The sequence below is a fragment of the Falsirhodobacter deserti genome (genome assembly GCF_004015795.1).
Taxonomy (GTDB): Bacteria; Pseudomonadota; Alphaproteobacteria; order Rhodobacterales; family Rhodobacteraceae; genus Falsirhodobacter; species Falsirhodobacter deserti.
Window position 1 is genome coordinate 1,911,669 of the sequence record NZ_ML137218.1, and the last position, 22,872, is coordinate 1,934,540.

The window sequence follows — 22,872 nt, forward strand, 5'->3', positions numbered from 1 at the left end:
CTGTTGTCAGATAGGGACCCGACGCCTCGTGCCCAGTGGGAACGAGCTCGGCTTTGGCCAGCATGATGACGGAGAGCGGAGCGGAGACTTGGTCGTGCAAATGTCGGGATAGCATGGATATATCTCTTGAAAGCAGGCATGATGGATCGGTGCCGTGGCAAGACATGCCCGGCGCGGTGCGGATGGAAACCGGAAGGGCCTCCCGGTCTCCTCGTTGGTCAGAGGAATGAGGGTTTGCACACCTTGGCTGCCGTCACGGCGCGCCAGTCGACCCCCTCGAACAGGGCATCGAACTGGACCTTGCTCAGAACGACCGGCCCGGCCTGCGGCTTCGGCCAAGTGAACCGCCCGCCGTTCAGCCGCTTCATGGTCAGCACCAGCCCGGTGCCGTCCCAGACCAGAAGTTTCAGCCGGTCGGCGCGGCGGGAGCGAAACACGTAGATGGCGCCGTTGAAGGGATCCAGGTCGAAGTGGTTGGCGACATGCGCCACCAGCCCGTCCATACCTTTGCGGAAGTCGATCGGTTCGGAGGCCAGGAAAATACGAAAGCTGCCGGACGGGGAGATCACTGAGCCGCCCTCACTGCACGGATGATTTCGGCCAAGTGGTCAGCCGGGTAACCGGAAGGTATGGCGATATCGGCATCGCCGATGGTGATCCGGCACGTCGGGGCAGAGGATTCAGAAACTGCCTGTGCGGGCGTCTGGCGACGGGGCTTCACCGCACTCGGCGGCACGACCTCGAAGAACGCGGGCGAAGTATCTTCGCCCTTTGCGTTTTTGACCCAGAGTGCCACCAGGGATTTGTTGGCGCCGATCTCTTCGGCAATCTCGCGGATCCCTTCGCCGGCCGCGATCCGCTCGACCGCCATGGCGCGAAGGGCCTCAGGCCATTTCCGCCGACCACTGTTGCGGGTCGGGACCGCAATGCCCCAGACCTCATTCACCTTCTCCGGGACCTCTCCGTCCAGCATCTGTCACCTCCTTCGTCAGGTGGTAACAGTATCGATAACCCCTTGATTCATTGAAACATGGGGTCTTTGCACCGGTTACGAAGTGCAAGGCGTTCGGAAACAATGGACGGGTAAGTCTGGACGTTCACCGGACCTCGATCTGAAGGATTGCGATGGAAGGTACCTATGGTCCGGCAACCGGTCCCGCAACTTTAATGCTCTTCATGTAGATCGTTGAGCTGCGGCACCGGCTCTGTTGCGCAAACCAGTTGACGGTCGAGCTTCCCCTATCCCCGGACGGACCTATCCCACGACCTTCGTGACGGGTATGCCGAGGGCGGTGTAGCCGTTCAGGACGGCAATGCGGACCTGTAGCTCAGCGACCTGGCGGTCGAAGTCCCGCGCCATGAGGCGTTGGCCCAAGAGCCTATAGCGAATGAGCTTCCTCCCAAGTATAGCCACTGTCCGCTGAGGGCTCTGAATGTTGGTCCTGGGACGAAGCGGGCATGCGTGGCCGCACAACACGCCGTTCCAGGTGTCACAAATCTCGATCCTGTCTCGTCATGTGAGTATAGACAGAGAACGGAGACAGCGATGACCCCTCGTATGAATTACTACAAGGCCGCGCCTGATACGATGAAGGCGATGAGGGCGGCCGAGGAGACGGCGAAAGACTTATCTCTCCCTGACGCGCTGCGCGAGTTGGTCAAGATGCGCGTGTCGCAGATTAACGGCTGCGCTTTCTGTCTGGACATGCACGCCCCTGTCGCGCGGCAAGCTGGAGTGTCGCAGCAGAAGCTGGATGTACTTGCGGCGTGGCGAGAAAGCCCAGTCTTCGATGATCGCGAGCGTGCTGCTCTGGCCTGGGCCGAGGCTTTGACGCGCATTGAGCAAACTGGCGCGCCCGATTCCGACTACCAGCGCCTGGCGGTATCCTTCGATGAGCGCGAACGGGTCGAGCTGACCTTCGTGATCACCTTGATCAATGCGTGGAACCGCTTTGCGGTTGGCTTTCGCACGAGCCACGCGCTGCGCAAGAGCCAAGATGCGGCAGTCTGATTCACACAGTCAGATCTTCGAGGGAGAGCGTCGGCGTCTGGCGGGGCTCGCCTACCGCATGACCGGATCCGTGGCTGAGTCGGATGACATCCTCCAGGACGCCGCGCTCAAATTCCGTGCCGTTGATTTGTCCTGCATTGACCGCCCGACCCGGTGGTTGTCAACGGTGGTCATGCGACTGTGCCTCGACCACCTACGATCCGCACGGGCGCGCAGGGAAACATATATCGGGGCATGGCTGCCCGATCCGTTGGTTGCCGATCATGCCCCGGGCGCGGAAAGTGATTGGATCGTTACGGAGGATGTCGGCATCGCGCTGATCCTGACCCTCGACACCCTTACCCCGGAGATGCGTGCGGCGTTCATTCTCCGAGACGCGTTCGACTACTCTTTCAAGGAAATTGCTGTGCTCATTGGCAAGAGCCCCACTGCTTGTCGGCAACTTGTCTCCCGCGCGCGGCGCAAATTGGCTGGCGCCGAACCTCCCGATCCACCGTCGAAAGAAACACATCATCCGCTCGTCGCCGCCTTCTGGGAGGCGAGCCGGCAGGGTGACATGGACCGTCTGCTTTCCCTGTTCGCCAACGATATTGAGGTTCACACCGATGGTGGCGGCAAGGTCCCGGCAGCAATCAACATACTGAATGGATCTCGCAACGCTGCCCGGTTGTTCGCCGGCCTCGCCAGAAAGCGAACACTTCCGGCCGGGCCTTGCCCTCCGCTACGCTGGATCAATGGCTCGCCCGGCTTCATCTCCCTCGAAAGCGGCATCTTGCAGACCACCGCCCTCTCAATCCGGAGCGGCCGGATAGAAACGATCTGGATCGTGAGGAATCCCGAAAAACTCAAACACGTGCGCTCGCATAGCTAGACGCAGGAGATTCCGGTACGTCGAGCCAGCTTCGGAGCTTTTGGCCGTGCGCCCCACCCATAGTCTGTCGACCAGCCGACTTGCGATACGGTAGTACCGCTCGAACCGGACGGCCGCCGCGTAGGGTCAGGATGCATTGCTTTCCGTAGTGCTGCGTGATTCACCGCTTCGAAAACGGAGCGGTGACAGGATCTTTTCTTGCTGAGCGACGCAAAGATGGCGCGTCTGAAACCCTTCTTTCCAAAGTCGCACGGATAGCCCCGGGTTGATGGCAGGCGCGTGCTGAGCGGGGTTATCTTTCCGCGCGACTTCGGCCTGGAATGCAGGGCCTGATCCCCTTGCTTTTCAGGGCGTCGCGGATCCAGTCCGCCTACTTGCTGCTGTGAAGAAGACCCCGACAAACAACCCCAAGTCACGAAAATTTGATATCGTGTGAACCTAGGTATGCTATGCCTCTTGCAGCAGGATCATCGATTCTACCTGATAATGATAGTTTGCAACTGGGTGATGGGGGTGCCGTGAATCCGGAGATGCTGAAGGGCCACCTTGATGCCGTCCTGCTTTCGGTCGTCGAAGGCGGCGCGGGCTATGGATATGCCATCATCAAGGAGATCAGCCAGCGCAGTCAGGGTGCTCTCGATCTGCCGGAGGGCACGATCTATCCCGCGCTGCACCGGCTGGAAAAGGCCGGGCTGATCGTCAGCCAATGGGAACAGGCTCCATCGGGGCGCAAGAGACGAACCTATACTTTGACCGATCTTGGAAGACGAACTCTTACTGAGAGATGCGATCAATGGAACTCTTTCGCGAACGTGATCACCGCCCTTCTGACGAAGCCTCGCGCGGCGACCGCCTTATAGAGGAATATGCCGCCCGCACGGCCGAAGCGGCCACGTCGGACCGCGAAATGGCCGAACGGCTGCGGTGGGAGATCATGGATCACCTTGCCGAGGCGGCCGAGGATACCCAGGGCGGGGACGATCCCGCCCGCGCCGCGATCGAACGGTTCGGATCGCCCCGCGCCTTTGCCACCGAATATCGGGCCGCCGTCGTGAAATGGCGGCTGAAACGGATGCGGTCCACCGCGCTTTACGGCATGATCGCCGTGTTCGTCGGGATGCGGCTGCGCAACTTTTTCCTTGAACCCGGCTGGCGCGACAGCCTGCAATCGACCCTGTGGGGCGATGCGCTGCTGGCGATCGATCGGTATGCCTTCCTGATCGCGGTGATCCTGTTGACGGTCGGCCTTCTGTCGGGCAGCCGCTTCTTTCCCCGCAACCGGGTGGGCGACGGGCCGAAACGCGATCTGGTCACCATCGCCGCGCCCTCCGTCCTGATCCTTTTATCCGCCCTTGCCATCATCGGTTCGATCTTCGTGCTGGTCGGCCCGGGCGTCATGAGCCTTGCCAACTACGGTCTGGGCTCCGTCACCTTCGCGGCGCTCGTCACGGTCTGCATCGTCATCCTTGCGCGTCTGCTGAACCTTGTCGTCGCCTATGTCACGTCCCTCAAAACGCTGAGCCTGCCCAAAGAACTGTTCTAGGGGCAGCCTTTCCCACATCGCCGACATCGGGTGTCGGGCTTCGGCCCGATCCCCCCGTCACGTCTTGTCAACTGAGGCACCACGCGCTTCTCAGGCCGATCACGGCCCGCCGCAGGAGAGATGCCATGTACCAGCCGAAGATTTCGCCCCCCGCCCCGCGCCGTCCGAACCCCTTGCCATCGTCGGGATGGCCTGCCGCTTTCCCGGCGGCGTCGCCTCGCTTGACGATTACTGGGCGCTGATGGCCGAAGGCCGTGACGGCATCCGCGAGATCCCCGCCGACCGGCTGGACATCGACAAGTTCTATGACCCGCGCGCCGAAGCGCCGGGCAAGATCTTCGTGCGCCATGGCGGATTTCTGGATCAGCCGCTGGATGCCTTCGACGCGGAATATTTCGGCATGTCCCCGCGCGAGGCCGCCTATCTGGATCCGCAGCAGCGCCTGTTGATGGAGGTCGCGTTCGAGGCGATCGAGGATGCAGGCATCCCGGCGGAGCGCCTGCACGGCAGCAATACCGGCGTGTTCATCGGGGGTTTCATGGTGGACGGGATGCTGACGCAGTTCAGCCCGCTGGGTCGCGACGCCATCGGCCAGCACAGTGCCGTCAGCTCCACCCTGACGATCCTGTCGAACCGCATCTCGTATCTGCTGGACCTGCACGGGCCGAGCTTCACGCTTGATACCGCCTGTTCGTCCTCTCTGGTCGCCATGCATCAGGGGTGCCAGGCGCTGCGGGGCGGCGAATGCGATCTGGTGATGGTCGGCGGCGTGAACGTCATCTTCCGCCCCGAAACGCTGATCGCCATGTGCAAGGGCGGTTTCCTGTCGCGCGACGGACGGTCCAAAAGCTTCGACGCAGTTCGAAAGGATATTCGGCCTGCCCGTCCACACCATCTATGGCATGACCGAAACCGCCGGGTTGATCGCCACCGCGCCCATCGCGACGCCCCCCGATTACGCGACGGTCGGACGCCCCGCCCCACAGACCGAGCTGCGCGTTCTTGAATATGGCGAAGGCGGCCCCGGTGCGCCGGTCGCGGACGGCCCCGGCGTGATCGCGGTTCGCGGACCGCAGGTCTTTGCCGGATATCTAGAGGGGGGCGGCCTTGCGGACGGCTGGTTCGTGACCGGCGATATGGGCAGGCTGGCGCAAGGCACGCTGGCCGTCACCGGGCGCAGCAAGGACATCATCATCCGTTCGGGCAGCAACATCGACCCTTCGGTCATCGAGGACGCCGCCGAAAGCCACCCCGCCATCGCCGCCTGCGCCGCCGTCGCCATGCCTGACCGTTACGCCGGCGAAGTTCCGGCCCTGTTCGTGACGCTGCACGAAGGCATGTCGCCCGGCACCGAGGCCATCGCGGATCACCTGCGCGACCGGCTTGCCGAACCCCATGCAAGGCCCGCCCATATATTCGTGCTGCAAGACTTGCCGCTGACGCGGGTGGGCAAGGTCTTTCGGCTGGAACTGCGGCGGATGGCGGCGGAACACGCGCTGCGCAAGGCGCTGCCGGAGTTCGGGGGCGCGATTACGCTGAGCGGGGACGGGGCGGCCGTGGTGGCCGGGATCGATTGCCCGCAGTCGCGCCGGACCATCGAAGGACTCGGGCTTCGTCTTGCATGAGGAGCGTGCAGATCTGGCGGGTGATGCTGGACCGCCCTGCCCCGCAGGATTGGCTGAGCGGCGAGGAGCGCGCGCGCGGCGGCCTTCATGCGCCCCGAGGACGGGCGGCGTTTCGCTGCCTGCCGCACCGCCTTGCGCGGGATACTGGGCCGGCGGTTCGGGATGCATCCGGCCCTGGTCCCCATCGCGCAGCCCCCCGGCCATCGGCCGACAACCACCCCGCACATCGCCTTTTCCGTCAGCCATAGTGGCGATAGGGCGCTGATCGCGCTGGCTTCGGACGTGATTGTCGGCGTCGATCTGGAACGGCGGTCGCCGCGCCCGCTGAGCTGGCTCTGCGCCCAGATGTCGCCCGCCGAACGGGTGCGCGGGGTGGGTGATCCGCTGCTTCGCTGGGTCTGCAAGGAGGCGGCGCTGAAGGCAACGGTATATGGACTCGCCTTCGATGCCGCCGGAATTGCCGTGCCGGAGGGACGCGACCCGCGAAGGATATCGGTGGCCCGGCCACGACCTCCGTTCTGGCACCTTTCCTGCCTTTTCCCGTGGCCTGATTTTGTTGCAGCGATCGTCACAGATCGCGCGCATAGCGTTGCATTTCACGAATGGGTGAACTGACGGGCAGCTCTTCACTTTGTGTTGCAAGGTGTTGTGACGCTATGCATCAATGGGCCTGCGATCTTCGCCATGAAAGGAACTCCGGATGAAGACCCCGATCCTTGCCGCCCTCCTTGCCGCCGCTGCCCTTCCAGCAATCGCCCAGCCCCGGCCCGTCCCCCTGCGCGGAGAGGTCGAATCCTTCGCCCCCGGCACGTTGAACGTCACCGCCCGCACAGGCGAGACGGTTGCCCTCGAAGTCCCCGACACCCTTGAGATCGTCAGCATGATCCCCCGCGCGCCCGCTGACATCGCTGTCGGCGATGCCGTCTCCACCACTGCTGTGCCGGATGGCAATGGCGGGCTGACGGCGCTTCAGGTCTCGATCCTGCCTGCCGCGATGGCCGGGCAGAACGAAGGCCAGCGCCCTTGGGACGCCGCCCCCGACAGCGTGATGACCAACGCCACCATCAGCGGCGTCGCGACCGTCAACGATGACGGGCAGATCACCCTGAAATACGGCGACGAGACTGTTACCATGACCGTTCCGGCGCACGTGCCCGTTATCTCCTTCGGGCCGGGCGATGCTGACCTGCTGGCCCCCGGCGCGGATGTCTTCATCATCGCAATGCAGGCCGAGGATGGAACCCTGTCCACCAACCGCGTCATTGCGGAATCGAACGGCATCAAGCCCCCGATGTGACGCCCGCGGGCGCGGCGATGAAGCTGCGCCCTCCCCGCCCCCCGAGGACGATCATGCCCGTAAGCCTTGGCTTTGCCTTCGCCGCAGGTCTTTTGACCATCGCGGCCCCCTGCATCCTCCCCATGCTCCCCATCCTTCTGGGCGCATCCATTGGAAAGGGGTCGCGGCTGCGTCCCTTGTTCATCGTGCTCGGCTTCGTGCTGGCCTTCAGCGCCTTCACGCTGGCCTTCAGTTTCTTCACCCGCTTGGCGGGTCTGTCGGCGCTGGATTTGCGGCTGGGATCGGCGGTGCTGATCGGGCTGTTCGGCGTCTTCATGCTCTGGCCAGCGCCGATGGCCCGGATCACCGCCCGCCTCCCATCCTTGGCCGGCGGCGGCACGGGCGAAGGTCTGGGCGGAGCCATGGCGCTGGGCGCGGGGCTGGGCCTCGTTTGGGCCCCCTGCGCCGGGCCGGTGCTGGCGTCAATCCTCGTCTTCGTCGCGACATCGCCCGACTGGACCAGCTCGCTGGTGCTGCTGCTGGCCTATGCGCTGGGCTGCGCCATTCCGATGCTGCTGATCGCATATGGCGGACAGGCCGCGACGACCCGCGTCCGCACCATATCACGCCATACGCATGCGCTGCAGCGCGTCTTCGGCGTGCTGATGATCCTGTCCGCCGCCGCCATCTGGACCGGATACGACACGATCGTCGTCTCGCGCCTCACGGCATTTTACCCTCAGGGGCGCGCAGGCCTTTGAACAGGAGATTGCACATGACCCGCATCACCCGGCGCGGCCTGATCGCCGCCACGCTCGCCTTGCACGTCCTGCCTGCGCTTGCGGCGAATCCGACCGAGCCGGCCCCGGAATTCGAGGGGCTGGAGAACTGGATCAATTCGGACCCGCTGACGATGGGAAGCTTGCGCGGCAAGGTCGTGCTGGTCGACTTCTGGACCTTCGGCTGCGTCAACTGCATCAACACGCTGCCCCATCTGACGCAGTGGCACGAAACCCATGCGGCAAACGGGTTGGTCATCGTCGGCATCCACACCCCGGAATTTCCGTTCGAACGCGATCTGGGCGCGCTTCAAGATGCGGTCGCGCGGCATGGGATCGCCTATCCGGTGGTGCAGGACAACCGCTACCGCACATGGCAGGCCTATGGCACCCGGTATTGGCCGACCTCGGTGCTTGTGAACCGCGAGGGGCGCATCGTGAAATACCACGAAGGCGACCGAGGACTGGAGGACTTCAGGAAGGATATTGAGGTGGAAATACACCGACCTTCTTGATCGCTATCTGCCAAAAACGCCGGCGTGGAGTTCCCAAACGACATTGTAGGTCACGTTGACAAATGTCTGGGCCATAGGCTGATGCAAGCGATGTCTGCGAAGCCGAGGGTTGCCAATCGGCGACTGTTCTTCAGTTTGTTGAAGCAACGCTCGACCATGTTGCGCAAGGTGTAGATGGTCATGTCGATGGTTTTGCGAACCTTTCGGTTCTTTCGCATCGGGATCATCTGCACGCCGTTGCGACTCTCGATGTCTTCCCGAATTTTTCATAGTCATAGCCTCTGTCGGCGATCAGAACGGCAGGTTGCGGCAGATTTTCGGCCATCACCAGATCATAGCCAGTATAAATCTCAGCTTCCGCGAATGAGCCACGGCCTTCGGCGCTGCCAAGATGACCACGGCACTGCTCGATCGCCTCAACCACCGCTGCCACATCCTGAAGACCGGAAACAACAGCTTCCGCTCCAAGGCCAGCACAGAAGCCGCCGCCCGTAAAAAGAAGGAAACCAGCAATGTCTTGACCCAGCCATGACCCGCTTCTCATAAGCTAAAGGGGGGTCACTCCTCGGTGGAAAAACCGGGCCACTTCCGGGTGGAAATCAACACGCCAGCGATGGTGGGCCGATGGGGCTGAATGGCCACAGCATCGACGCCGTCGCCTTGGCCGCTTGCATTGTGCTGATCCTGCCGGGCGGGCAGATCAACCCCGACATCCTGCTCGCAGATGCCAGGGCGGTCCAGATCTTGAAGGACTTCGTCGCAGTGTGCAAACCCGCCGCAATCTGCCACGACTCATGGCTGCTAGTGGACGCGTGGGGGCGCGAGATGACCGCGTGGCACTCGATCCGCAAGGACGTCAAGACTGCGGGCGCGACATGGGTTGACCGGGAAATCCCCGTGTCGGACGGCATCATCACCAGCCGCAGCCCCGACGCTTTCGACGCTTTCGTGGCAGCCATCCGCGCCGGCTGATCGCCCTTGCCCCCCGGCGTGCCCGTTCAGGGCCGCGCCGGAGCCATCCGGCGATAGGTCCAGTCATCCGACACATCCTCGGCGAGCAGCGCGTCGACCTTGGCGCGGTGGGGGGAGTGCCTGCAGACAGGGTCCATCGCGAAGGGATCGCCCGCCAGCGCCATCGCTTGGCAGCGGCAGCCTCCGAAATCCTGGTTGACCCGCTCGCAGCCGCGGCACGCGTCGGGCAGCCAGTCCGTGCCCCGAAAGGCGTTGAACGCGTGGCTGTCGCGCCAAATCTCGGCCAAACCCGTGTCGCGCACATTCGGGAAGGTCAGGTGCGGGATGATTTCGGCGGCGTGGCAGGGCAGCACGCGCCCATCCGGGGCGACGTTCAGGCCCGTCGAACCCCAGCCCCCCATGCAAGCCTTCGGATAATCGGCATAATAATCCGGCGGCACGAAATCGATGACCAGCCGGCCGCGAAGACGCTCCGTCGCCTCGGCCACGACGCGTTTGGCGGTGTCAACCTGCTCGCGCGTCGGCTGGAGGGCTGCGCGGTTCTTCAAGGCCCAGCCTTGGAACTGGACGCAGGCGACCTCGATCCGGCGGGCGTTCATCCGCAGCGCCATGTCGATGGTGGCGGGAAGGTCCGAGATGTTGGTGCGGTGCATCACCGCGTTCAGGGTCAGGGGGATGCCCAGGTCATCAATCTCCGCCGCGATCGCCATCTTGCGGTCGAACCCGCCCTTGTAGCCGCCCACATGGTCTGCGATCGCCGCTGTCACGCCCTGCAGCGAAAGCTGGACATGATCCATCCCTGCCGCCACCAGCGCCTCCAGCCGCGCTCGGGTCAGTCCGATCCCGGAGGTGATGAGATTGGTGTAGAGCCCCGCCCCCGACGCGGCGGCCATCAGCTGCTCCAGATCGCGGCGGGCGGCGGGTTCGCCACCGGACAGGTGGATCTGCAGGATGCCGAGGTCGGCCGCCTCCCGGAAAACCCGCGCCCAGGTTTCCGTGTCCAGCTCGGCCTGCGCGCCCAGAAGCTGCAGGGGGTTGGAACAGTAGGCGCAGGCCAGCGGGCAGCGGTGGGTCAGTTCCGCCAACATGGCGATGGGTGGCGGGGCCGCAACACGGCGGTGGGGCGTGTTCAAGGCCGCACCTCCAGCAGGCGTTTCGCCAGAAGGCCGTCGAGGAATTCAGCCACGTCCGGCTGGATCACCTCCACCGGCGCCTCGAATTTCCGCGAAAGACGTCCGGCAATAACCGCGACCGAGGATTCGCCGTCTACCTCAGCCATCACGGCATGCCCGATCTCGTCCAGCAACAGCGCCCGTTCCGGCCCCAACAGGACCTGCCGGCCCCGGACGCCGTCCCACCGCATGCGGACGCCGCGTGGCAGAAAGAAGATCCGCGCGTCAGTCACAGCAGCCCCTCGGCTGGGGTCCAGCCGCCGGGCGGGATGCGGCCCGGCGAAACATAGGCGCAGTCCAGCGCGTCGAGCATCGCCCAAAGCACCTCCGTCTTGAAGGTCAGCGCGGCGGCGGCGGCATCCTGGTCAGCCGCCGTCAGGGCATGATCCAGCACCCAGTTCAGCCCGAAATCCACGTCCTTCGGCGCCTCCGTCAGGCGGTGGCGGAAATAGGCGATCGTCTGGTCGTTGGCGAAGTCATAATGCTCCAGCAGGCCCGCGATGCGGTTCTGGTGGATTGCCGGGGCGAACAGCTCCGTCAGGGAGGAGGCGACTGCGGGCAGCAGCGGCTGGTCGCGGACGAAGCGGACATAAGCATCGACGGCAAAGCGCGTCGCCGGAAGCACGCCTCGCGTGGAGGCGACGTAGTCGGGATCCAGCCCCACGCCCTCAGCCAGCTTCAGCCAACGGCGGATGCCGCCGCCCTCCCCCACGCCGCCGTCATGATCCTCGATCCGCGAGCGCCAGATGCGGCGCAGATCCGGATCCTCCACGCGAGACAGGAAGGCAGCATCCTTCATCGGGATGCGGCTTTGATAGTAGAAGCGGTTGATGACCCAAGCCCGCACCTGATCCATCGTGCAGCCGCCCGAATGAAGGCGGTGGTGGAAAGGGTGCTTGTCGTGATACCGCTCCTCCCCGATGCGGCGCAGGCGGGCCTCGAACGTGTCGCGGGTGTCGGGCTGTGGGATCATGCGGTCAGGTCCATTCCGTCGAACCCCAACTCCCACCCGGCGGCCACAAGCGCGTCACGCTCAGGTCCGGGTTGCAGGACAGGGTTGGTGTTGTTGATGTGCACGAAGATCTTGCGACAGGTCAGGGAGGCCAGCGCAGCGATACTGCCTTGGGAGCCGTTCATCGCCATGTGACCCATGCGGGCACCGGTCTTGTGGCCGGTGCCGGTGCGCTGCATTTCGTCGTTCTCCCAGACGGTGCCGTCGAAGAACAGGACATCCGCATCCCGCAGACGGTGCAGCAGATCGGGCGGAACCGCAGCGCAGCCGGGGATGTAGTAGGCGACGCGGCCATGCGCAGCCAGCCGCAGCCCAACCGTCTGCTCGCCCAGAAGTCGCGTATCGACCTCGGCCTCCTCCTGGTAAAGCGGCACCTTGCCGGGCACGGCGAACGCGGTCACCTCCAGCCCATCGACAGGAGCGAACGGCTGTTCGAGCTGCTGGACAGCGCGGTCCACAAAAACCGGGTTCAGGACGCCGAAGATGGGGTTGGCGTCCAGTGTGCGATGGGTCGCGGCGGTGGCGTGCAAGGTGAAGGGTGTGCTTTCGCGCAGCGTCAGAAGGCCGGCGATGTGGTCGACGTCGCCATTGGTCACGACCACCGCGCGGATCGGGCTTCCCCTATGTGTCCGCGGGTGCAGAGCAGGCGTCTGCGCCAGTTGCGCCCGAATGTCCGGAGAGGCATTCAGGACGACCCACTCTTCCCCGACCTCTACGGCCAGCGAAGATTGTGTCATTGACGGAATGTGTCCTGCGCGTGCGGCAGAACAATTGCCGCACCCGCAGTTCCACTGCGGCAGGCCACCGCCCGCCGCAGTGCCGAGTATGAGGATATTCACCGGATCTTGGAGATCAGAGCGGGTGACGATCGTCGCGGCCGCCGTCACGGTCGTCTTCGGACGGGCCATACATGTTGATCTCCATTCCGCACGCGACTTCGGTGGCAGACGGTTTCTTCCAGGCCATTAGATTATCTCCTTGGTTGAGTGTGTGAGGGTAGACGGACATGTCCGGGCATCAACCCCGGAACATGCATAAGGGAGCACAGGCGTTCACCTCTGCGTGTGCTCCGGCTCGGGCGCCGCCGTCGCCTCGATCGCGAGGGTCACCCGGACAGCGTCGGAGTTGGCGGGGGCGCTGCGCCCGGCGTCGAACGCACTGCGCAACAGCGTCGTCGTGGCTGACAGGCCCAGGGTCGGCACCCCCTTGGCCGACAGACCGGCCCGGTTCAACGTAGCGTCGAGCGTGACGGTCTGCGTGACCCCGTTCAGGGTGAGGTCGCCTACGATGAAGGCGGTGTCGGTTCCTGTAACCTCGATCCGCGTGGAGCGGAACGTCACTTCCGCTGCGCCGAGGAAATCGGGCGACAGGATGTCTGCGTCCTGTGCCTCGTGGCCGGTGGTCAGGCGGGTCAGCGGGATCGTGGCCGTGACCGAGGATGAGGTCGGAGCCTCGGCGTCGAAGGAGATCACTCCTGCAACGCCGGTGATCAGGCCGGTCACGGGCGAAAATCCGTGATGATCGAACGAGAACAGCACCTGGCTGTGGGCCGTGTCGATGTCATAGGTCTGGGGGGCGGCCATCGCGGATCCGCCGGTTATCGCAAGGGCGGCTGCCCACGCCATGATCTTGATCACTTCGATCTCCGGTTATGGGGAGGATGAGGGCGGGAACAGGCCCGCCCACGGTCCTTACTTCTTCAGCCGGTAGGCCACAATCTCGTCGCCCTGGCCGGTTTCCATGAACGAATGGCCCGAGGCGCCGATCAGCACGTATTGCTCGCCATCCACCTCGTAGCTGATGGGGTTGGCCTGACCGCCGTTCGGAAGCACGTCCTGCCACAGCACCTCGCCCGTTTGCACGTCGATCGCGCGGAACAGGTTGTCGGTTGCGGCGCCGATGAAGGTCAGCCCGCCCGCCGTCGTAACCGAACCCCCATTGTTGGGCAAGCCGATGGTGAACGGAATGTGTGACTTGATGCCGAACGGACCGTTACGACGCGCGGTGCCCAGAGGCTCGTCCCACACCGTCTCGCCAGTATCGAGGTCGATGGCGCGGATGCCGCCATAGGGCGGGGCCGCACAGGGCACGCCCGTACCCCAGTTCCGCCAACCCGCGTTCACGCGCACGGCGTAGGGCTCTTCCGCCTGCGGATAGACCGAGCCCCCCCCTTCGCCACGACCGGCACCCGCCGGCTTGTGCGCGCTTTCGTTGTCATGCGGAGCATAGATTGGCTTCACGCCCATCTCATCGGCTTCCTCGCGCGGGATCAGCTGGTCGTAGTTCGGCAGGTCGTTGTAGTTGGCGATGATCAGGCGGCGCACCGGATCGATCGAAACCGAACCCCAGTCCGAGCCGCCGTTATAGCTGGGATACATGATCCACGGCTTGTCGACCGAAGGCGGCGTCAGATAGCCTTGGTAGTTCGACCAGCGGAACTGGATCCGGCACATCATCTGGTCAATGGGGGTGAAGCCCCACATGTCCTTTTCCTGCTTCGGCTCTTTCCGCAGCGTGTGCCACAGCGACACGGGCTGCGTGTCGGCCAGCCATTCGGGTTCGACCGAATTGTCCTTGGGGGCCTCGACCTCACCGATGGGGGTCAGGGGTTCGCCGGTGCGGCGGTCGAAGATGTAGATGTCGCCCTGCTTGGTGGGCAGCATGATCGCAGGGACGTTGTCTCCCTGGGCGTTCGGATAATCCAGCAGCGTGGGCTGGCTGCCGAGGTCATAGTCCCAGACGTCGCGGCGCGTTGCCTGGAAGTGCCACACCGGCTGGCCTGTCGTCACGTCCAGTGCCACCAGCGAGTTCGAATATTCGTTCATCGCGTCGATGCGGCCGGTGCCATAGTAGTCGATCGCCGGAGTGCCCAAGGGCACATAGACATAACCCAGCTGTTCATCCCCTACGCCCGCCGTCCACGAGTTGGAGGTGCCACGCGTGTAGGTCTCGCCTTCGGCCGGGCCCTGGCTGTTGTCAGGGTTGCCGTGATCCCAGGCCCAGACAAGCTGGCCCGTCACGGCGTCATAGCCACGAATCACTCCGGAAGGCGCATCGCGGTTCTGGCCATCCTTGACCTGTGCTCCAGTCACGACAATGCCGCGCACGATGGTTGGGGGCGCGGTGACGGCATACCAGCCCGGCACCTTCTGGCCGATACCCTGCCAGAGGTCGACGGCCCCGTTGTCTCCGAAATCCGCACAGGGTTGGCCGGTCTCCAGATCCACTGCGATCAGGCGGGCATCCAGCGTGCCCTCGATGACGCGGGTCTTGCACTGCGCGCCATCGGGCAGCGACGGTTCGGTATAGGTGGACACGCCGCGGCAGGCCGCCGCATGCGGGATCGCCTGCGCCGCGACACCGGGATCGTGACGCCAGTTCTCTTCACCGGTGGCCGCGTCGATGGAAATAAGAATGTTCTTTGCCGAGCACATCACGAGGCTGCGCCCGACCTTCAGCGGCGTGGTTTCCGGCGAATACCGCGCGCCGGGCTCCGGCAGGTCGCGTGTGGGGTAGACGAAGGCGCGCTCCAGATTGGCGACGTTTTCTGGTGTGATCTGGTCCAGCGGGCTGTAGCGCTGCGCGCCTTCGCTGCCGCCGTAGAACGGCCAGTCGGAGCCGACTTCGGGCTGAGCAGCGGCGGGACGCACCTGCGGCTGCTCAGGTTGCGCCGGAGCGTCCTGCGCGAAGGCGGGGCCGGCGGACAAGAGAAGCGCCGCGGCGAGTGTGGGTTTGAAAATCATGGTCAGGTCCTTGCCTGCGGACGGCGGAGGGCCGGCAGCACGATAAGAATGAGGACGAGGACGACGGTCGGCGCGACAAGTCGCGGCACCTGGCCCCACCAGTCGAAGCCGACTTCCCAGAACGCCCAGATGACGGTCAGCCCCCAGACCACCAGGTAGATCCACAGCGCCCGCATCCGCTGGCGCGCCAGTTCCACCGCCGTAACGATCAGGCCAAGTCCGGCCAGAGCGTAATACCAGCTTCCGCCCAGAATGATGAGGTAGATGCCACCCCCGACGAGGGGCAGCCCGAAGAGGACGAGAACAATGGCCAAGGCAAAGGCGGCGAAACGCCACCCTCGGCCCGTCGGCCCGCTCGGGGTCGTCGCGTTGTTGGATATGAAGGTCATGATGCTCTTGTAGTTGTGGGCCGTTGAACGCTGCCGGCGGGCACGCAGCCCGATCAGGTGGGCGTACATAACGGAGCATGCGACGGCACACAATGGATTCATTACTTCAAAGTAACTTAGAAATTCTTAATCTTCTCTAAGTGCTACAGGTAGATCCTTGGCGCCCGCCTTCCCCGCCTCCTGTTCCGTCGTGAAGCCAAGGATGAAGTTCAGCAGCGGTGTCATCGGCAGGCCATGACCGAACCCGAAAAAGATCAGCGCGGGGACCATCCATGCCGCGCCCGCCTCGCTCAGGCGGTCAGGGTAACGGCAGCCGTCCCGACAGATACCCGCGCCTCCTGCAATGACGCTGTCACCGAACCGTGCGGCGAGCTGTTAAAGCACCTACATCACAAACTAACTTCGGTGCTGGCGCAGCATTTTCCGGCGGCCGACGCCGGCCTCGTTACGCAAGGAAGGGTGGCACAGGTCCTGGCAAATGCACGGCGGTGGGGTTGTGCGTACGCTTGCTGGCCTTCGTTCCGATCAGTGCCCCATCCGCAGATTTCAAAGCACTGGCGATTTCGGGCTGCTCGTGGGGGTCCCACTCGCTTACCCCGACGCTGATCGACAGATTCAGGGTATGGCCGCCCCACGTCAAAGGCGTGGAGGCGATCAGTTTCACGACCCGGTTCGCGAAGGCCATGGCCTCCGCATGGTCGACGCCATGCAGCACAATGCAGAACTCGTCCCCTCCCAGACGGGCCATGATGTCGTTCTTGCGCAGGGACTGCATGATGTTCTGGGTGACATGAACCAGCGCCGCGTCGCCTGCATCATGCCCGAACTGGTCGTTGATCGACTTGAAGCGATCCAGATCCAGAGCCAGCACCGCCAACGTGGTTTCTCCGGCTTTCGCAAACGGTGACAGAGCGGCAACCCGGGTGTGCAATCCCCTGCGATTGGGCAAGCCGGTCAACTCGTCCTGCTCCGCCAGGCGCAGCAGCGCGTCCTGTGCCCGGTTCATGGTCATCAGGACGAATCCGAGGTTCAACAAGACGCCGCCAATGATCGCGCAGACGAGGAACCACGCCCCCACCTTGTAATAGGCCTCCGTGGTCATGAGGCCCATCAGCCGCGCGATGTTGGTCACGGCTTCCGCACCCTGCCCCGCAATCAAAAGGGCGGCCGCGAGTATTGCAACATAGCTGCCGATGTACTTGTCCACCGCGCGCAGAAGAATCCCGGCGGCCAACCCCACGGCCCCGATCTGCGTCGCCGCCGCGATCACGTTGATCGTGATCTGGCTTGTGCCGAAGAGAAGGAACGCAGCCATCGTTCCAGCCGTCAGGATGCCCACCCGTGCCGTGCGCGGAGGAAGATCGTAGAAGGCTGCGGCTCCTTGCCAGACCATAGCGAAGCTCAGGGTGACGAGGGTAAGGCCGATGTAGTTCAGCCCGCTGACGCCATAGCCCAGAAACAGCATTGGCCCGCTGACACAGTTGAGAACGACCCCTCCAAGCCAGTAGCGGGCCGAGATCAACTCCCGATACTTCAGCACGACGAGCAGCCAGACGACGGCGAGGCTGAACGCGTTGAGAAGAATGATGATGAAGAGCGTGGGAAAGTCGAGCTGCATAATCTTTCGCTATCAAGATCAGGTGCGTCATTCGCACGAGGGAGGCAGGCAGGAATCGAGGAAGGTATGGCAGAAAATCAAACCAATCCGAAATGGACGACATGGACGTGTCTTGGAGAACGGCACGCACACCTGGACGAACCGGCGCTGAGCCAGGACATTTATTCCAGCCGGAACGATGGGAGTGTCTGAAACTCTGTGTATCTGACGGGGCCCATACGGTTTTCAGATACAGTCAGGCGTCGAAGCGCCCGGCGAACATTATGGCCAGCTGATTGCGGGCCGCAACCCATTCACGAACCGCACGACCGCCCTTCTCGAAGTTGCGGATGGCCAGGTAGATCAGCTTGGTCGCGGCCTCCTCGGTGGGGAATGAGCCCTTGGTCTTCAGCGTCTTCCGCAGCACCCGGTTCAGCGACTCCACGGCGTTGGTGGTGTAGATGATCTTCCGGATCGCTGCGCTGAAGGCAAAGAACGGGATCACCTCGGCCCAGGCCCGGCGCCAGGCCGGGGCAATGGAGGGGTATTTCCCGGCCCATTTCTCCTCGAACCCGTCCAACTGTCGGGCGGCCTCCTCCGCCGTCGGGGCCTGGTAGATCGGGCGCAGATCGGCGGCCACGGCCTTGCGGTCCTTCCAGCTGCAGAAGTTCATCGAATGCCGGATCAGGTGAACGATGCAGGTCTGAACTGTGGTATCCGGGAAGGCCGCTGTGATGGCTTGCGGGAAGCCCTTCAGGCCGTCCACGACCGCGATCAGGATGTCCTGAACCCCCCGGTTGCGCAGTTCGTTCATCACCGACAGCCAGAACTTGGCGCCCTCGTTGTCGGCGATCCAGAGTCCGAGGACCTCGCGCTCCCCATCCCTGGTGACACCCAGGGCGATGTAGACCGCCTTGTTCTTGACCATCCGACTGTCGGCATCGCGGATCTTGACCCTGAGCGCGTCGAAAATGACGATCGGATACATCCGGTCCAGCGCCCGGTGCTGCCACTCGCGCACCTCGTCCAGAACTGCATCGGTCACGCGGCTGATCAGGTCGGGCGAGACCCGCAGGCCATACAGATCCTCAAGATGGGACTGGATGTCGCGCACCGACAAACCGGCGGCATAGAGCCCGATGATCTTGTCATCCACCCCGTCGATCCGGGTCTGACCCTTCTTCACCAGCTCAGGCTCAAAGCTGCCATCCCGGTCGCGCGGAACCGACAGCGGCACCTCGCCATCCGAACCCTTGACCCGCTTGGTTGAAATCCCGTTGCGGCGGTTGGATTGTTCCGGCGGGGCCTCGGCACCGGCCTCATAGCCCAGATGCGCGGTCAGTTCGGCCCCGAGCATCCGTTCCATCAGACGGATCTTCAGCTCCTTCATCAGCCCGGCCTCGCCAAGCAGATCGTCAGGCCGCTTGCAGCCCTTCAGCAGCTCGTCCAGCAATTCGTTCGAAATCGTCATCAGCCTTGCTCCTCTCAGGAAGCATGGACCACATCACGAATACACAGAAGCTCGGACACTCTCGGAACCATCCTTGCGAAGCTCGGGAGGACCTGAAGAAGGCTCTCCCCCAAGCGCGGCATTTGCAACAGCCTGTTACGAAGACGCAATACCAGAAGACGCAATACCAGATGTGGACAGCCCACGAGGAGACCTCCTCCATAGTTCCAAATGCATTTTCCTCTGGACAAAGCGGACAGACCCGCTTATCGGGCCGAATATCTGCCGCCTGGTAATAAGTAGATCAGTGTGTGGCGGCGGCGGGTGTTGAAGCTGGGCGGTGGCGCGAAAGCGCACGGACAGTTTCACCGCCCAGCATGACCCCGCAGGGTGTCCGGCAAGATGATCTCAGTCAGGCTGTCTTGTCTTTCGGGCGGACTTGCTTCCTGCCTCTTGCGCCAATCACAGATCAAAACCCGCCACGCGCCCGCGATGTCATCGCAATATCGGTATCGGGCTTTTCAACCCCGTCCTTCAAAAGCAGTCGCTATCCCGCGGGTTGGCAAACGTTCGGATCGGGCTCGCATCACGGGGAGAATGCGGGCGTTAGAGCATAGGCTGCACGCCCACGCTCGATTAGTTTTATCCTGCAACTCCGTTTCGTCGCGATTGGGATGAACGGTGCAGGTGGGGGGCAAGCATGGGCGCCCTTGATCTGACCGAAGCCGCCCTGCGGCAGGTTGCGCGGTGACCTTCGGGTTGGCGTGGCGGCGGCCGAAGTTTTCAGCGCGTCCTGCACGAAGCCGGACGATCCGGTTGTCGCAGCGATCGGCGATTTCGACGCTCTTTCTGAACAGTACTCCATGCATGTCGCTCTGGACGTGGAGGTTCTGGCGGCCATCCTGAGATGACTGATACTTCAGCCCCCCCACCCGCCTTGAAGCATCCCAGTGGTCAGCAGCCCCGCGGACCAAACATCGATGCCAAGGTAGACAAACCCGCGGAACAGCAGGTTGTACTGCATCTGCCCCACCAGCTGCCGCTCGGAGCAAACCGGGAACAGGATCTGGATCAGCTTGCCCGGATCTACCGCACCGGCGCCACCGGTGTGGAGCGCCTCGAACCCGCCTTCCGTGCTGGGCAGCGCTTCATTCACCACCCGCCGGATCCTGCGCAGCGGAGGCCACGCAGGATTGCGATCTCCCGATCTACATCGCTGGCAGCGCCCCCTTCGCCTTGTCCGTCCCGAGCATCATCGCCCCTGCCACCGAAAGCAGACTTCTTCAGCCGCCGCTTCGTGCCACCTGCCTTCCGCTTCGGGCCTGCCTGTCGATCCGCGACGGCTGGCGCAACGGGACCGTCAAGCGCCTGTCGCTTGCATCGTCACGGGCGGGCCGGCTGCGGCCACTTCAGCAGGGGCAGGCTTTGCCCGGGATCAGGGGCCTTTGGAACGGCCGTACCCTTCAAGGGCACGGCCACTATGGTCAGCCGGGGGCATAGCCGAAGCTGACGGGCGGCTCGGCGGCCGTTTCCACCCAAACACTTTTGGTTTGGGTATAGGCCATCAGCGCCTCCGCCCCCGAGGAACGCCCATAACCCGAGCGCCCAAACCCGCCAAAGGGCGAACAGACGTTGATCGTCTTGTAGGAATTCACCCAGAATGTGCCCGCCCGCACCGCAGCCGCCATCCGATGCGCGCGACCGACATCGGCAGTCCAGACAGCACCTGCAAGGCCATAGGGATTGTCATTGGCCAGCGCGATCGCCTCCTCTTCGGTGTCGAAGGTCAGGACGGACACGACAGGGCCGAAGATCTCCTCGCGCGCCACGGACATGTCGGGCGTGACACCGTCAAGGATCGTCGGCGCGAAATAGAAACCACCCGTCGTCTCCAGCGGCTCCGGACGGGCGCCGCCAGCGGCCAGTCGCGCCCCTTCGGCCACGCCCGCATTCACCATCTGGCCGATCTTGTCCCATTGGCGCTGGTTGTTGATCGGGCCGACATGCGTCGCCTCGTCGAAGGGATGGCCGATCGCGATGCGGCGTGCGGCGTCGGCGTATGCGTCCACGAACTGCTCATGAACCGACCGGTGCACCAGCAGGCGGGACCCCGCAACGCAGCTTTGCCCCGCCCCTGCGAAAATCGCGGCCTGCGCGCCCACCATCGCCCTTGAAAGGTCCGCATCCGGGAAGACGATGTTGGCGGACTTCCCGCCAAGTTCCAGCACGCAAGGAACCGTGTTCCTTGCCGCCGCCGCCGCAATGGTCGACCCCGCCTCGGCAGAGCCGACAAAGACCACCAGCCCCGTCTTGGGATGGGTCACGCCCGCCTGCCCCGCCGTCAGGCCGCCGCCGGCGATAACGTTGACAAGGCCACGCGGCGCCCCGCCAAGTTCGCACATGCGCCCAAGGATGAGGGTGGACAGCGGCGTCAACTCCGACGGCTTGATCACGACGCCATTGCCCGCGCAGATGGCCGGCGCAATCTGCCAGCCGCCGGTGAACAGCGGCGCATTCCACGGGGTGATCTGCATCACCACGCCGATCGGTTCCTGCCGGGTATAGTTGAAGTGGCTGGACGGAACCGGGATCACGTTGCCATAGATCTTGTCGCACCAGCCCGCGTAATACTCGAACATCTCGGCCACGCGCAGGGCTTCGCCCTTGATATCGCGGATCGGCCGACCGGCAGAGCGGCTTTCGATTTCCGCGATCAGCGGTGCATGGGCGCGGATCTGCGCCGCGATCGCCCACATGATCCGGCCGCGCGCGGGGGCGGGCATGGCCATCCACTCGCGTTGCGCGCGTTCGGCGGCGTCCATGGCCGCGTCGATCTCGGACGGGCCGGCATCTGGAAACGACGCGAACACCTGCCCGGATGCGGGATCCGTCAGGTCCAGCGAGGCGCCGGTGCCGCGGACGATCCCGCCACCGATGAGGCTGCCTATCTCGGCCCCCGGAAACACCTCGCGGTACAGGGCGAGGATGCGGTCGGCCTGTTCGGCCGCGGTGATGGTCAGGGTCATCGCTTATCCTTTCGTGCGGAAATCGCCCATGCGGGTGAAATCCTCGGTCGGGCCATAGGGGGAATTGGCCCAGAGTTCGGCCGCCTTCTCGGTCAGCGGCATGGGGGTGCCGGTGTCGCCGGCAAGTTTGCGCGCAAGGCGCACGTCCTTTTGCATCAGGGCCATGGTGAAGCCGCTGTCGAAGCCTTCGTTCATCACCCAGGTGGGAAAGTGCACCTCCGACAGCATCGACCGGCCCGAGGCGGCATTCAGCACCTCCAGCGTCGATTCCACCGAGATGCCGGCCGCTTCCGCAAGGCGCAATCCCTCGGCGGTGGTGACCATATGCGCCGCGCACAGAAGGTTGTTCACCAGCTTTGCCACATTGCCCGCACCGCTTTCGCCCACATGGATCGCCTTGGTGGACAAGGCATCAATCACCGGCTGCGCATCCGCCAGATCGGCATCGGCACCGCCGATCATCATGGTCAGCGCCCCTTTTGCCGCACCGGCCGGCCCGCCCGATACCGGCGCGTCCAGAAAACCGTGCCCCATTTCTGCCAGCGTCGCAGCCACCCGGCGCGACACATCGGGTTCGGAGGTGGAGGTGTCGATGACCACGATCCGCCCGTGCGCCTGCAACAGGTCACGGACCTGCTCGATCACGTTGGCCACATCCTGCGCCGTCGGCAGCGAAAAGACGATGCGGTCGGCTGCGAACACCGCCTCCAGCACCGGCGCAGGTTCCACCCCTGCGGCCTGCGCCAGATCGCGGCGGACGGGCGACAGGTCATAGCCCAGCACCCGAAAACCTGCACGCGCCGCCGAAGTGGCCATGCCCAGCCCCATCGCCCCCAGTCCAACGACCCCGACCGTCACGTTACCTGCCATCTCGCACATCCCTCCTGCTGA

The 22,872-nt window shown here is 64.0% G+C and carries 28 protein-coding genes and 4 pseudogenes; 14 read left to right on the forward strand and 18 right to left on the reverse strand.

Annotated elements, in window-relative coordinates; genetic code table 11:
- Positions 1-218: 218 nt before the first annotated feature.
- The 3 genes and pseudogenes from tnpB to JX25_RS09685 form a co-directional block, all read right to left on the reverse strand.
- A complete protein-coding gene (gene tnpB, locus JX25_RS09675) occupies positions 219-569 on the reverse strand; it encodes an IS66 family insertion sequence element accessory protein TnpB (RefSeq protein WP_128254790.1) in 351 nt (116 codons plus the stop codon).
- Positions 566-973 carry a transposase gene (locus tag JX25_RS09680; RefSeq protein ID WP_128254791.1) on the reverse strand — a complete coding sequence of 136 codons (408 nt, stop codon included), beginning with the start codon at positions 971-973 and terminating at the stop codon, positions 566-568. Before JX25_RS09680 ends, tnpB begins: the two co-directional genes overlap by 4 nt.
- A gap of 282 nt (positions 974-1,255) precedes the next feature.
- A pseudogene (locus JX25_RS09685) lies at positions 1,256-1,381 on the reverse strand (IS5/IS1182 family transposase); the annotation flags it as partial.
- Positions 1,382-1,546: 165 nt separating this feature from the next.
- Between JX25_RS09685 and JX25_RS09690 the strand changes: the two are divergent.
- The 11 genes and pseudogenes from JX25_RS09690 to JX25_RS09735 all read left to right on the forward strand — a co-directional run bounded on the left by JX25_RS09690 (position 1,547) and on the right by JX25_RS09735 (position 8,620).
- On the forward strand, positions 1,547-2,011 hold the full coding sequence (locus JX25_RS09690) for a carboxymuconolactone decarboxylase family protein (protein ID WP_128254792.1): 465 nt from the start codon (positions 1,547-1,549) through the stop codon (positions 2,009-2,011).
- Positions 1,998-2,882, forward strand: a complete 885-nt coding sequence (sigJ, locus tag JX25_RS09695; RefSeq protein ID WP_164876102.1) for an RNA polymerase sigma factor SigJ — start codon at positions 1,998-2,000, stop codon at positions 2,880-2,882. Before JX25_RS09690 ends, sigJ begins: the two co-directional genes overlap by 14 nt.
- Before the next feature lie 216 nt (positions 2,883-3,098).
- Positions 3,099-3,200: pseudogene (locus JX25_RS15385) on the forward strand (IS5/IS1182 family transposase); the annotation flags it as partial.
- A 200-nt stretch (positions 3,201-3,400) separates the two neighbouring features.
- The gene (locus JX25_RS09700) at positions 3,401-3,742 is read left to right on the forward strand and encodes a PadR family transcriptional regulator (RefSeq protein ID WP_128254794.1); all 342 of its coding nucleotides are present in this window, start codon (positions 3,401-3,403) and stop codon (positions 3,740-3,742) included.
- A complete protein-coding gene (locus JX25_RS09705; protein ID WP_128254795.1) occupies positions 3,676-4,425 on the forward strand; it encodes a hypothetical protein in 750 nt (249 codons plus the stop codon). Before JX25_RS09700 ends, JX25_RS09705 begins: the two co-directional genes overlap by 67 nt.
- Positions 4,426-4,489: 64 nt before the next feature.
- Positions 4,490-5,431, forward strand: coding sequence for a beta-ketoacyl [acyl carrier protein] synthase domain-containing protein (locus tag JX25_RS09710; protein ID WP_128254796.1), 942 nt, complete (start codon positions 4,490-4,492; stop codon positions 5,429-5,431).
- Positions 5,319-6,050: an AMP-binding enzyme gene (locus tag JX25_RS09715; protein ID WP_338323037.1), complete on the forward strand. Its 732-nt coding sequence runs from the start codon at positions 5,319-5,321 to the stop codon at positions 6,048-6,050. Before JX25_RS09710 ends, JX25_RS09715 begins: the two co-directional genes overlap by 113 nt.
- Positions 6,051-6,137: 87 nt before the next feature.
- Positions 6,138-6,665 (forward strand): 4'-phosphopantetheinyl transferase family protein, encoded by a 528-nt coding sequence (locus JX25_RS09720; RefSeq protein WP_128254798.1) that lies wholly within the window; start codon positions 6,138-6,140, stop codon positions 6,663-6,665.
- Positions 6,666-6,750: 85 nt separating this feature from the next.
- Positions 6,751-7,347, forward strand: coding sequence for a hypothetical protein (locus JX25_RS09725; protein ID WP_128254799.1), 597 nt, complete (start codon positions 6,751-6,753; stop codon positions 7,345-7,347).
- A 53-nt stretch (positions 7,348-7,400) separates the two neighbouring features.
- Complete coding sequence (locus JX25_RS09730) at positions 7,401-8,087, forward strand: cytochrome c biogenesis CcdA family protein (protein WP_128254800.1); 687 nt, start codon at positions 7,401-7,403, stop codon at positions 8,085-8,087.
- A gap of 14 nt (positions 8,088-8,101) precedes the next feature.
- Positions 8,102-8,620, forward strand: a complete 519-nt coding sequence (locus JX25_RS09735; protein WP_128254801.1) for a redoxin domain-containing protein — start codon at positions 8,102-8,104, stop codon at positions 8,618-8,620.
- A gap of 50 nt (positions 8,621-8,670) precedes the next feature.
- Here the strand turns inward: JX25_RS09735 and JX25_RS09740 are convergent.
- Positions 8,671-8,966 (reverse strand): annotated as a pseudogene (locus tag JX25_RS09740) (transposase); the annotation flags it as partial.
- Between JX25_RS09740 and JX25_RS14845 the strand changes: the two are divergent.
- Together JX25_RS14845 and JX25_RS09745 are read left to right on the forward strand one after the other, a co-directional pair.
- Positions 8,961-9,152 (forward strand): annotated as a pseudogene (locus JX25_RS14845) (ATP-binding protein); the annotation flags it as partial. The pseudogenes JX25_RS09740 and JX25_RS14845 sit on opposite strands and share 6 nt — an antisense overlap.
- 92 nt (positions 9,153-9,244) lie before the next feature.
- Positions 9,245-9,592 carry a DJ-1/PfpI family protein gene (locus JX25_RS09745; protein ID WP_128254802.1) on the forward strand — a complete coding sequence of 116 codons (348 nt, stop codon included), beginning with the start codon at positions 9,245-9,247 and terminating at the stop codon, positions 9,590-9,592.
- 26 nt (positions 9,593-9,618) lie between these two features.
- Here JX25_RS09745 and pqqE read toward each other — a convergent pair whose 3' ends face one another.
- The 11 genes from pqqE to JX25_RS09795 form a co-directional block, all read right to left on the reverse strand.
- Positions 9,619-10,680 carry a pyrroloquinoline quinone biosynthesis protein PqqE gene (pqqE, locus tag JX25_RS09750; RefSeq protein WP_128255240.1) on the reverse strand — a complete coding sequence of 354 codons (1,062 nt, stop codon included), beginning with the start codon at positions 10,678-10,680 and terminating at the stop codon, positions 9,619-9,621.
- Positions 10,681-10,721: 41 nt separating this feature from the next.
- On the reverse strand, positions 10,722-10,997 hold the full coding sequence (pqqD, locus tag JX25_RS09755) for a pyrroloquinoline quinone biosynthesis peptide chaperone PqqD (protein WP_241557897.1): 276 nt from the start codon (positions 10,995-10,997) through the stop codon (positions 10,722-10,724).
- Entirely contained in the window at positions 10,994-11,737 is a 744-nt protein-coding gene (gene pqqC, locus JX25_RS09760) for a pyrroloquinoline-quinone synthase PqqC (RefSeq protein ID WP_128254803.1), read from the reverse strand. Before pqqC ends, pqqD begins: the two co-directional genes overlap by 4 nt.
- Positions 11,734-12,615, reverse strand: a complete 882-nt coding sequence (gene pqqB, locus JX25_RS09765) for a pyrroloquinoline quinone biosynthesis protein PqqB (RefSeq protein ID WP_241557898.1) — start codon at positions 12,613-12,615, stop codon at positions 11,734-11,736. The genes pqqC and pqqB overlap by 4 nt, the downstream gene beginning before the upstream one ends.
- A gap of 13 nt (positions 12,616-12,628) precedes the next feature.
- Positions 12,629-12,742 carry a pyrroloquinoline quinone precursor peptide PqqA gene (gene pqqA / locus JX25_RS09770; protein WP_128254805.1) on the reverse strand — a complete coding sequence of 38 codons (114 nt, stop codon included), beginning with the start codon at positions 12,740-12,742 and terminating at the stop codon, positions 12,629-12,631.
- Positions 12,743-12,828: 86 nt separating this feature from the next.
- Positions 12,829-13,413 (reverse strand): YceI family protein, encoded by a 585-nt coding sequence (locus tag JX25_RS09775; RefSeq protein WP_338323031.1) that lies wholly within the window; start codon positions 13,411-13,413, stop codon positions 12,829-12,831.
- Positions 13,414-13,467: 54 nt separating this feature from the next.
- Positions 13,468-15,519, reverse strand: a complete 2,052-nt coding sequence (locus JX25_RS09780) for a pyrroloquinoline quinone-dependent dehydrogenase (RefSeq protein WP_128254806.1) — start codon at positions 15,517-15,519, stop codon at positions 13,468-13,470.
- Between the two features lie 2 nt (positions 15,520-15,521).
- On the reverse strand, positions 15,522-15,908 hold the full coding sequence (locus tag JX25_RS09785; RefSeq protein WP_128254807.1) for a glucose dehydrogenase: 387 nt from the start codon (positions 15,906-15,908) through the stop codon (positions 15,522-15,524).
- Positions 15,909-16,034: 126 nt separating this feature from the next.
- Positions 16,035-16,178 carry a hypothetical protein gene (locus JX25_RS14850; protein WP_164876103.1) on the reverse strand — a complete coding sequence of 48 codons (144 nt, stop codon included), beginning with the start codon at positions 16,176-16,178 and terminating at the stop codon, positions 16,035-16,037.
- Positions 16,179-16,353: 175 nt separating this feature from the next.
- A complete protein-coding gene (locus JX25_RS09790; protein WP_128254808.1) occupies positions 16,354-17,526 on the reverse strand; it encodes a GGDEF domain-containing protein in 1,173 nt (390 codons plus the stop codon).
- Between the two features lie 235 nt (positions 17,527-17,761).
- Positions 17,762-18,976, reverse strand: a complete 1,215-nt coding sequence (locus JX25_RS09795) for an IS256 family transposase (RefSeq protein WP_128254264.1) — start codon at positions 18,974-18,976, stop codon at positions 17,762-17,764.
- 719 nt (positions 18,977-19,695) lie between these two features.
- Between JX25_RS09795 and JX25_RS14855 the strand changes: the two genes are divergently transcribed.
- Positions 19,696-19,866: a hypothetical protein gene (locus JX25_RS14855; protein ID WP_164876104.1), complete on the forward strand. Its 171-nt coding sequence runs from the start codon at positions 19,696-19,698 to the stop codon at positions 19,864-19,866.
- Positions 19,867-19,874: 8 nt separating this feature from the next.
- On the opposite strand, the gene JX25_RS09800 is transcribed toward JX25_RS14855, so the two are convergent.
- The 3 genes from JX25_RS09800 to JX25_RS09810 form a co-directional block, all read right to left on the reverse strand.
- Positions 19,875-20,114 carry a hypothetical protein gene (locus tag JX25_RS09800; protein ID WP_128254809.1) on the reverse strand — a complete coding sequence of 80 codons (240 nt, stop codon included), beginning with the start codon at positions 20,112-20,114 and terminating at the stop codon, positions 19,875-19,877.
- Between the two features lie 325 nt (positions 20,115-20,439).
- Entirely contained in the window at positions 20,440-21,981 is a 1,542-nt protein-coding gene (locus JX25_RS09805; protein WP_128254810.1) for an aldehyde dehydrogenase family protein, read from the reverse strand.
- Between the two features lie 3 nt (positions 21,982-21,984).
- Positions 21,985-22,851 (reverse strand): NAD(P)-dependent oxidoreductase, encoded by an 867-nt coding sequence (locus tag JX25_RS09810; protein ID WP_128254811.1) that lies wholly within the window; start codon positions 22,849-22,851, stop codon positions 21,985-21,987.
- Between the last annotated feature and the right edge of the window lie 21 nt (positions 22,852-22,872).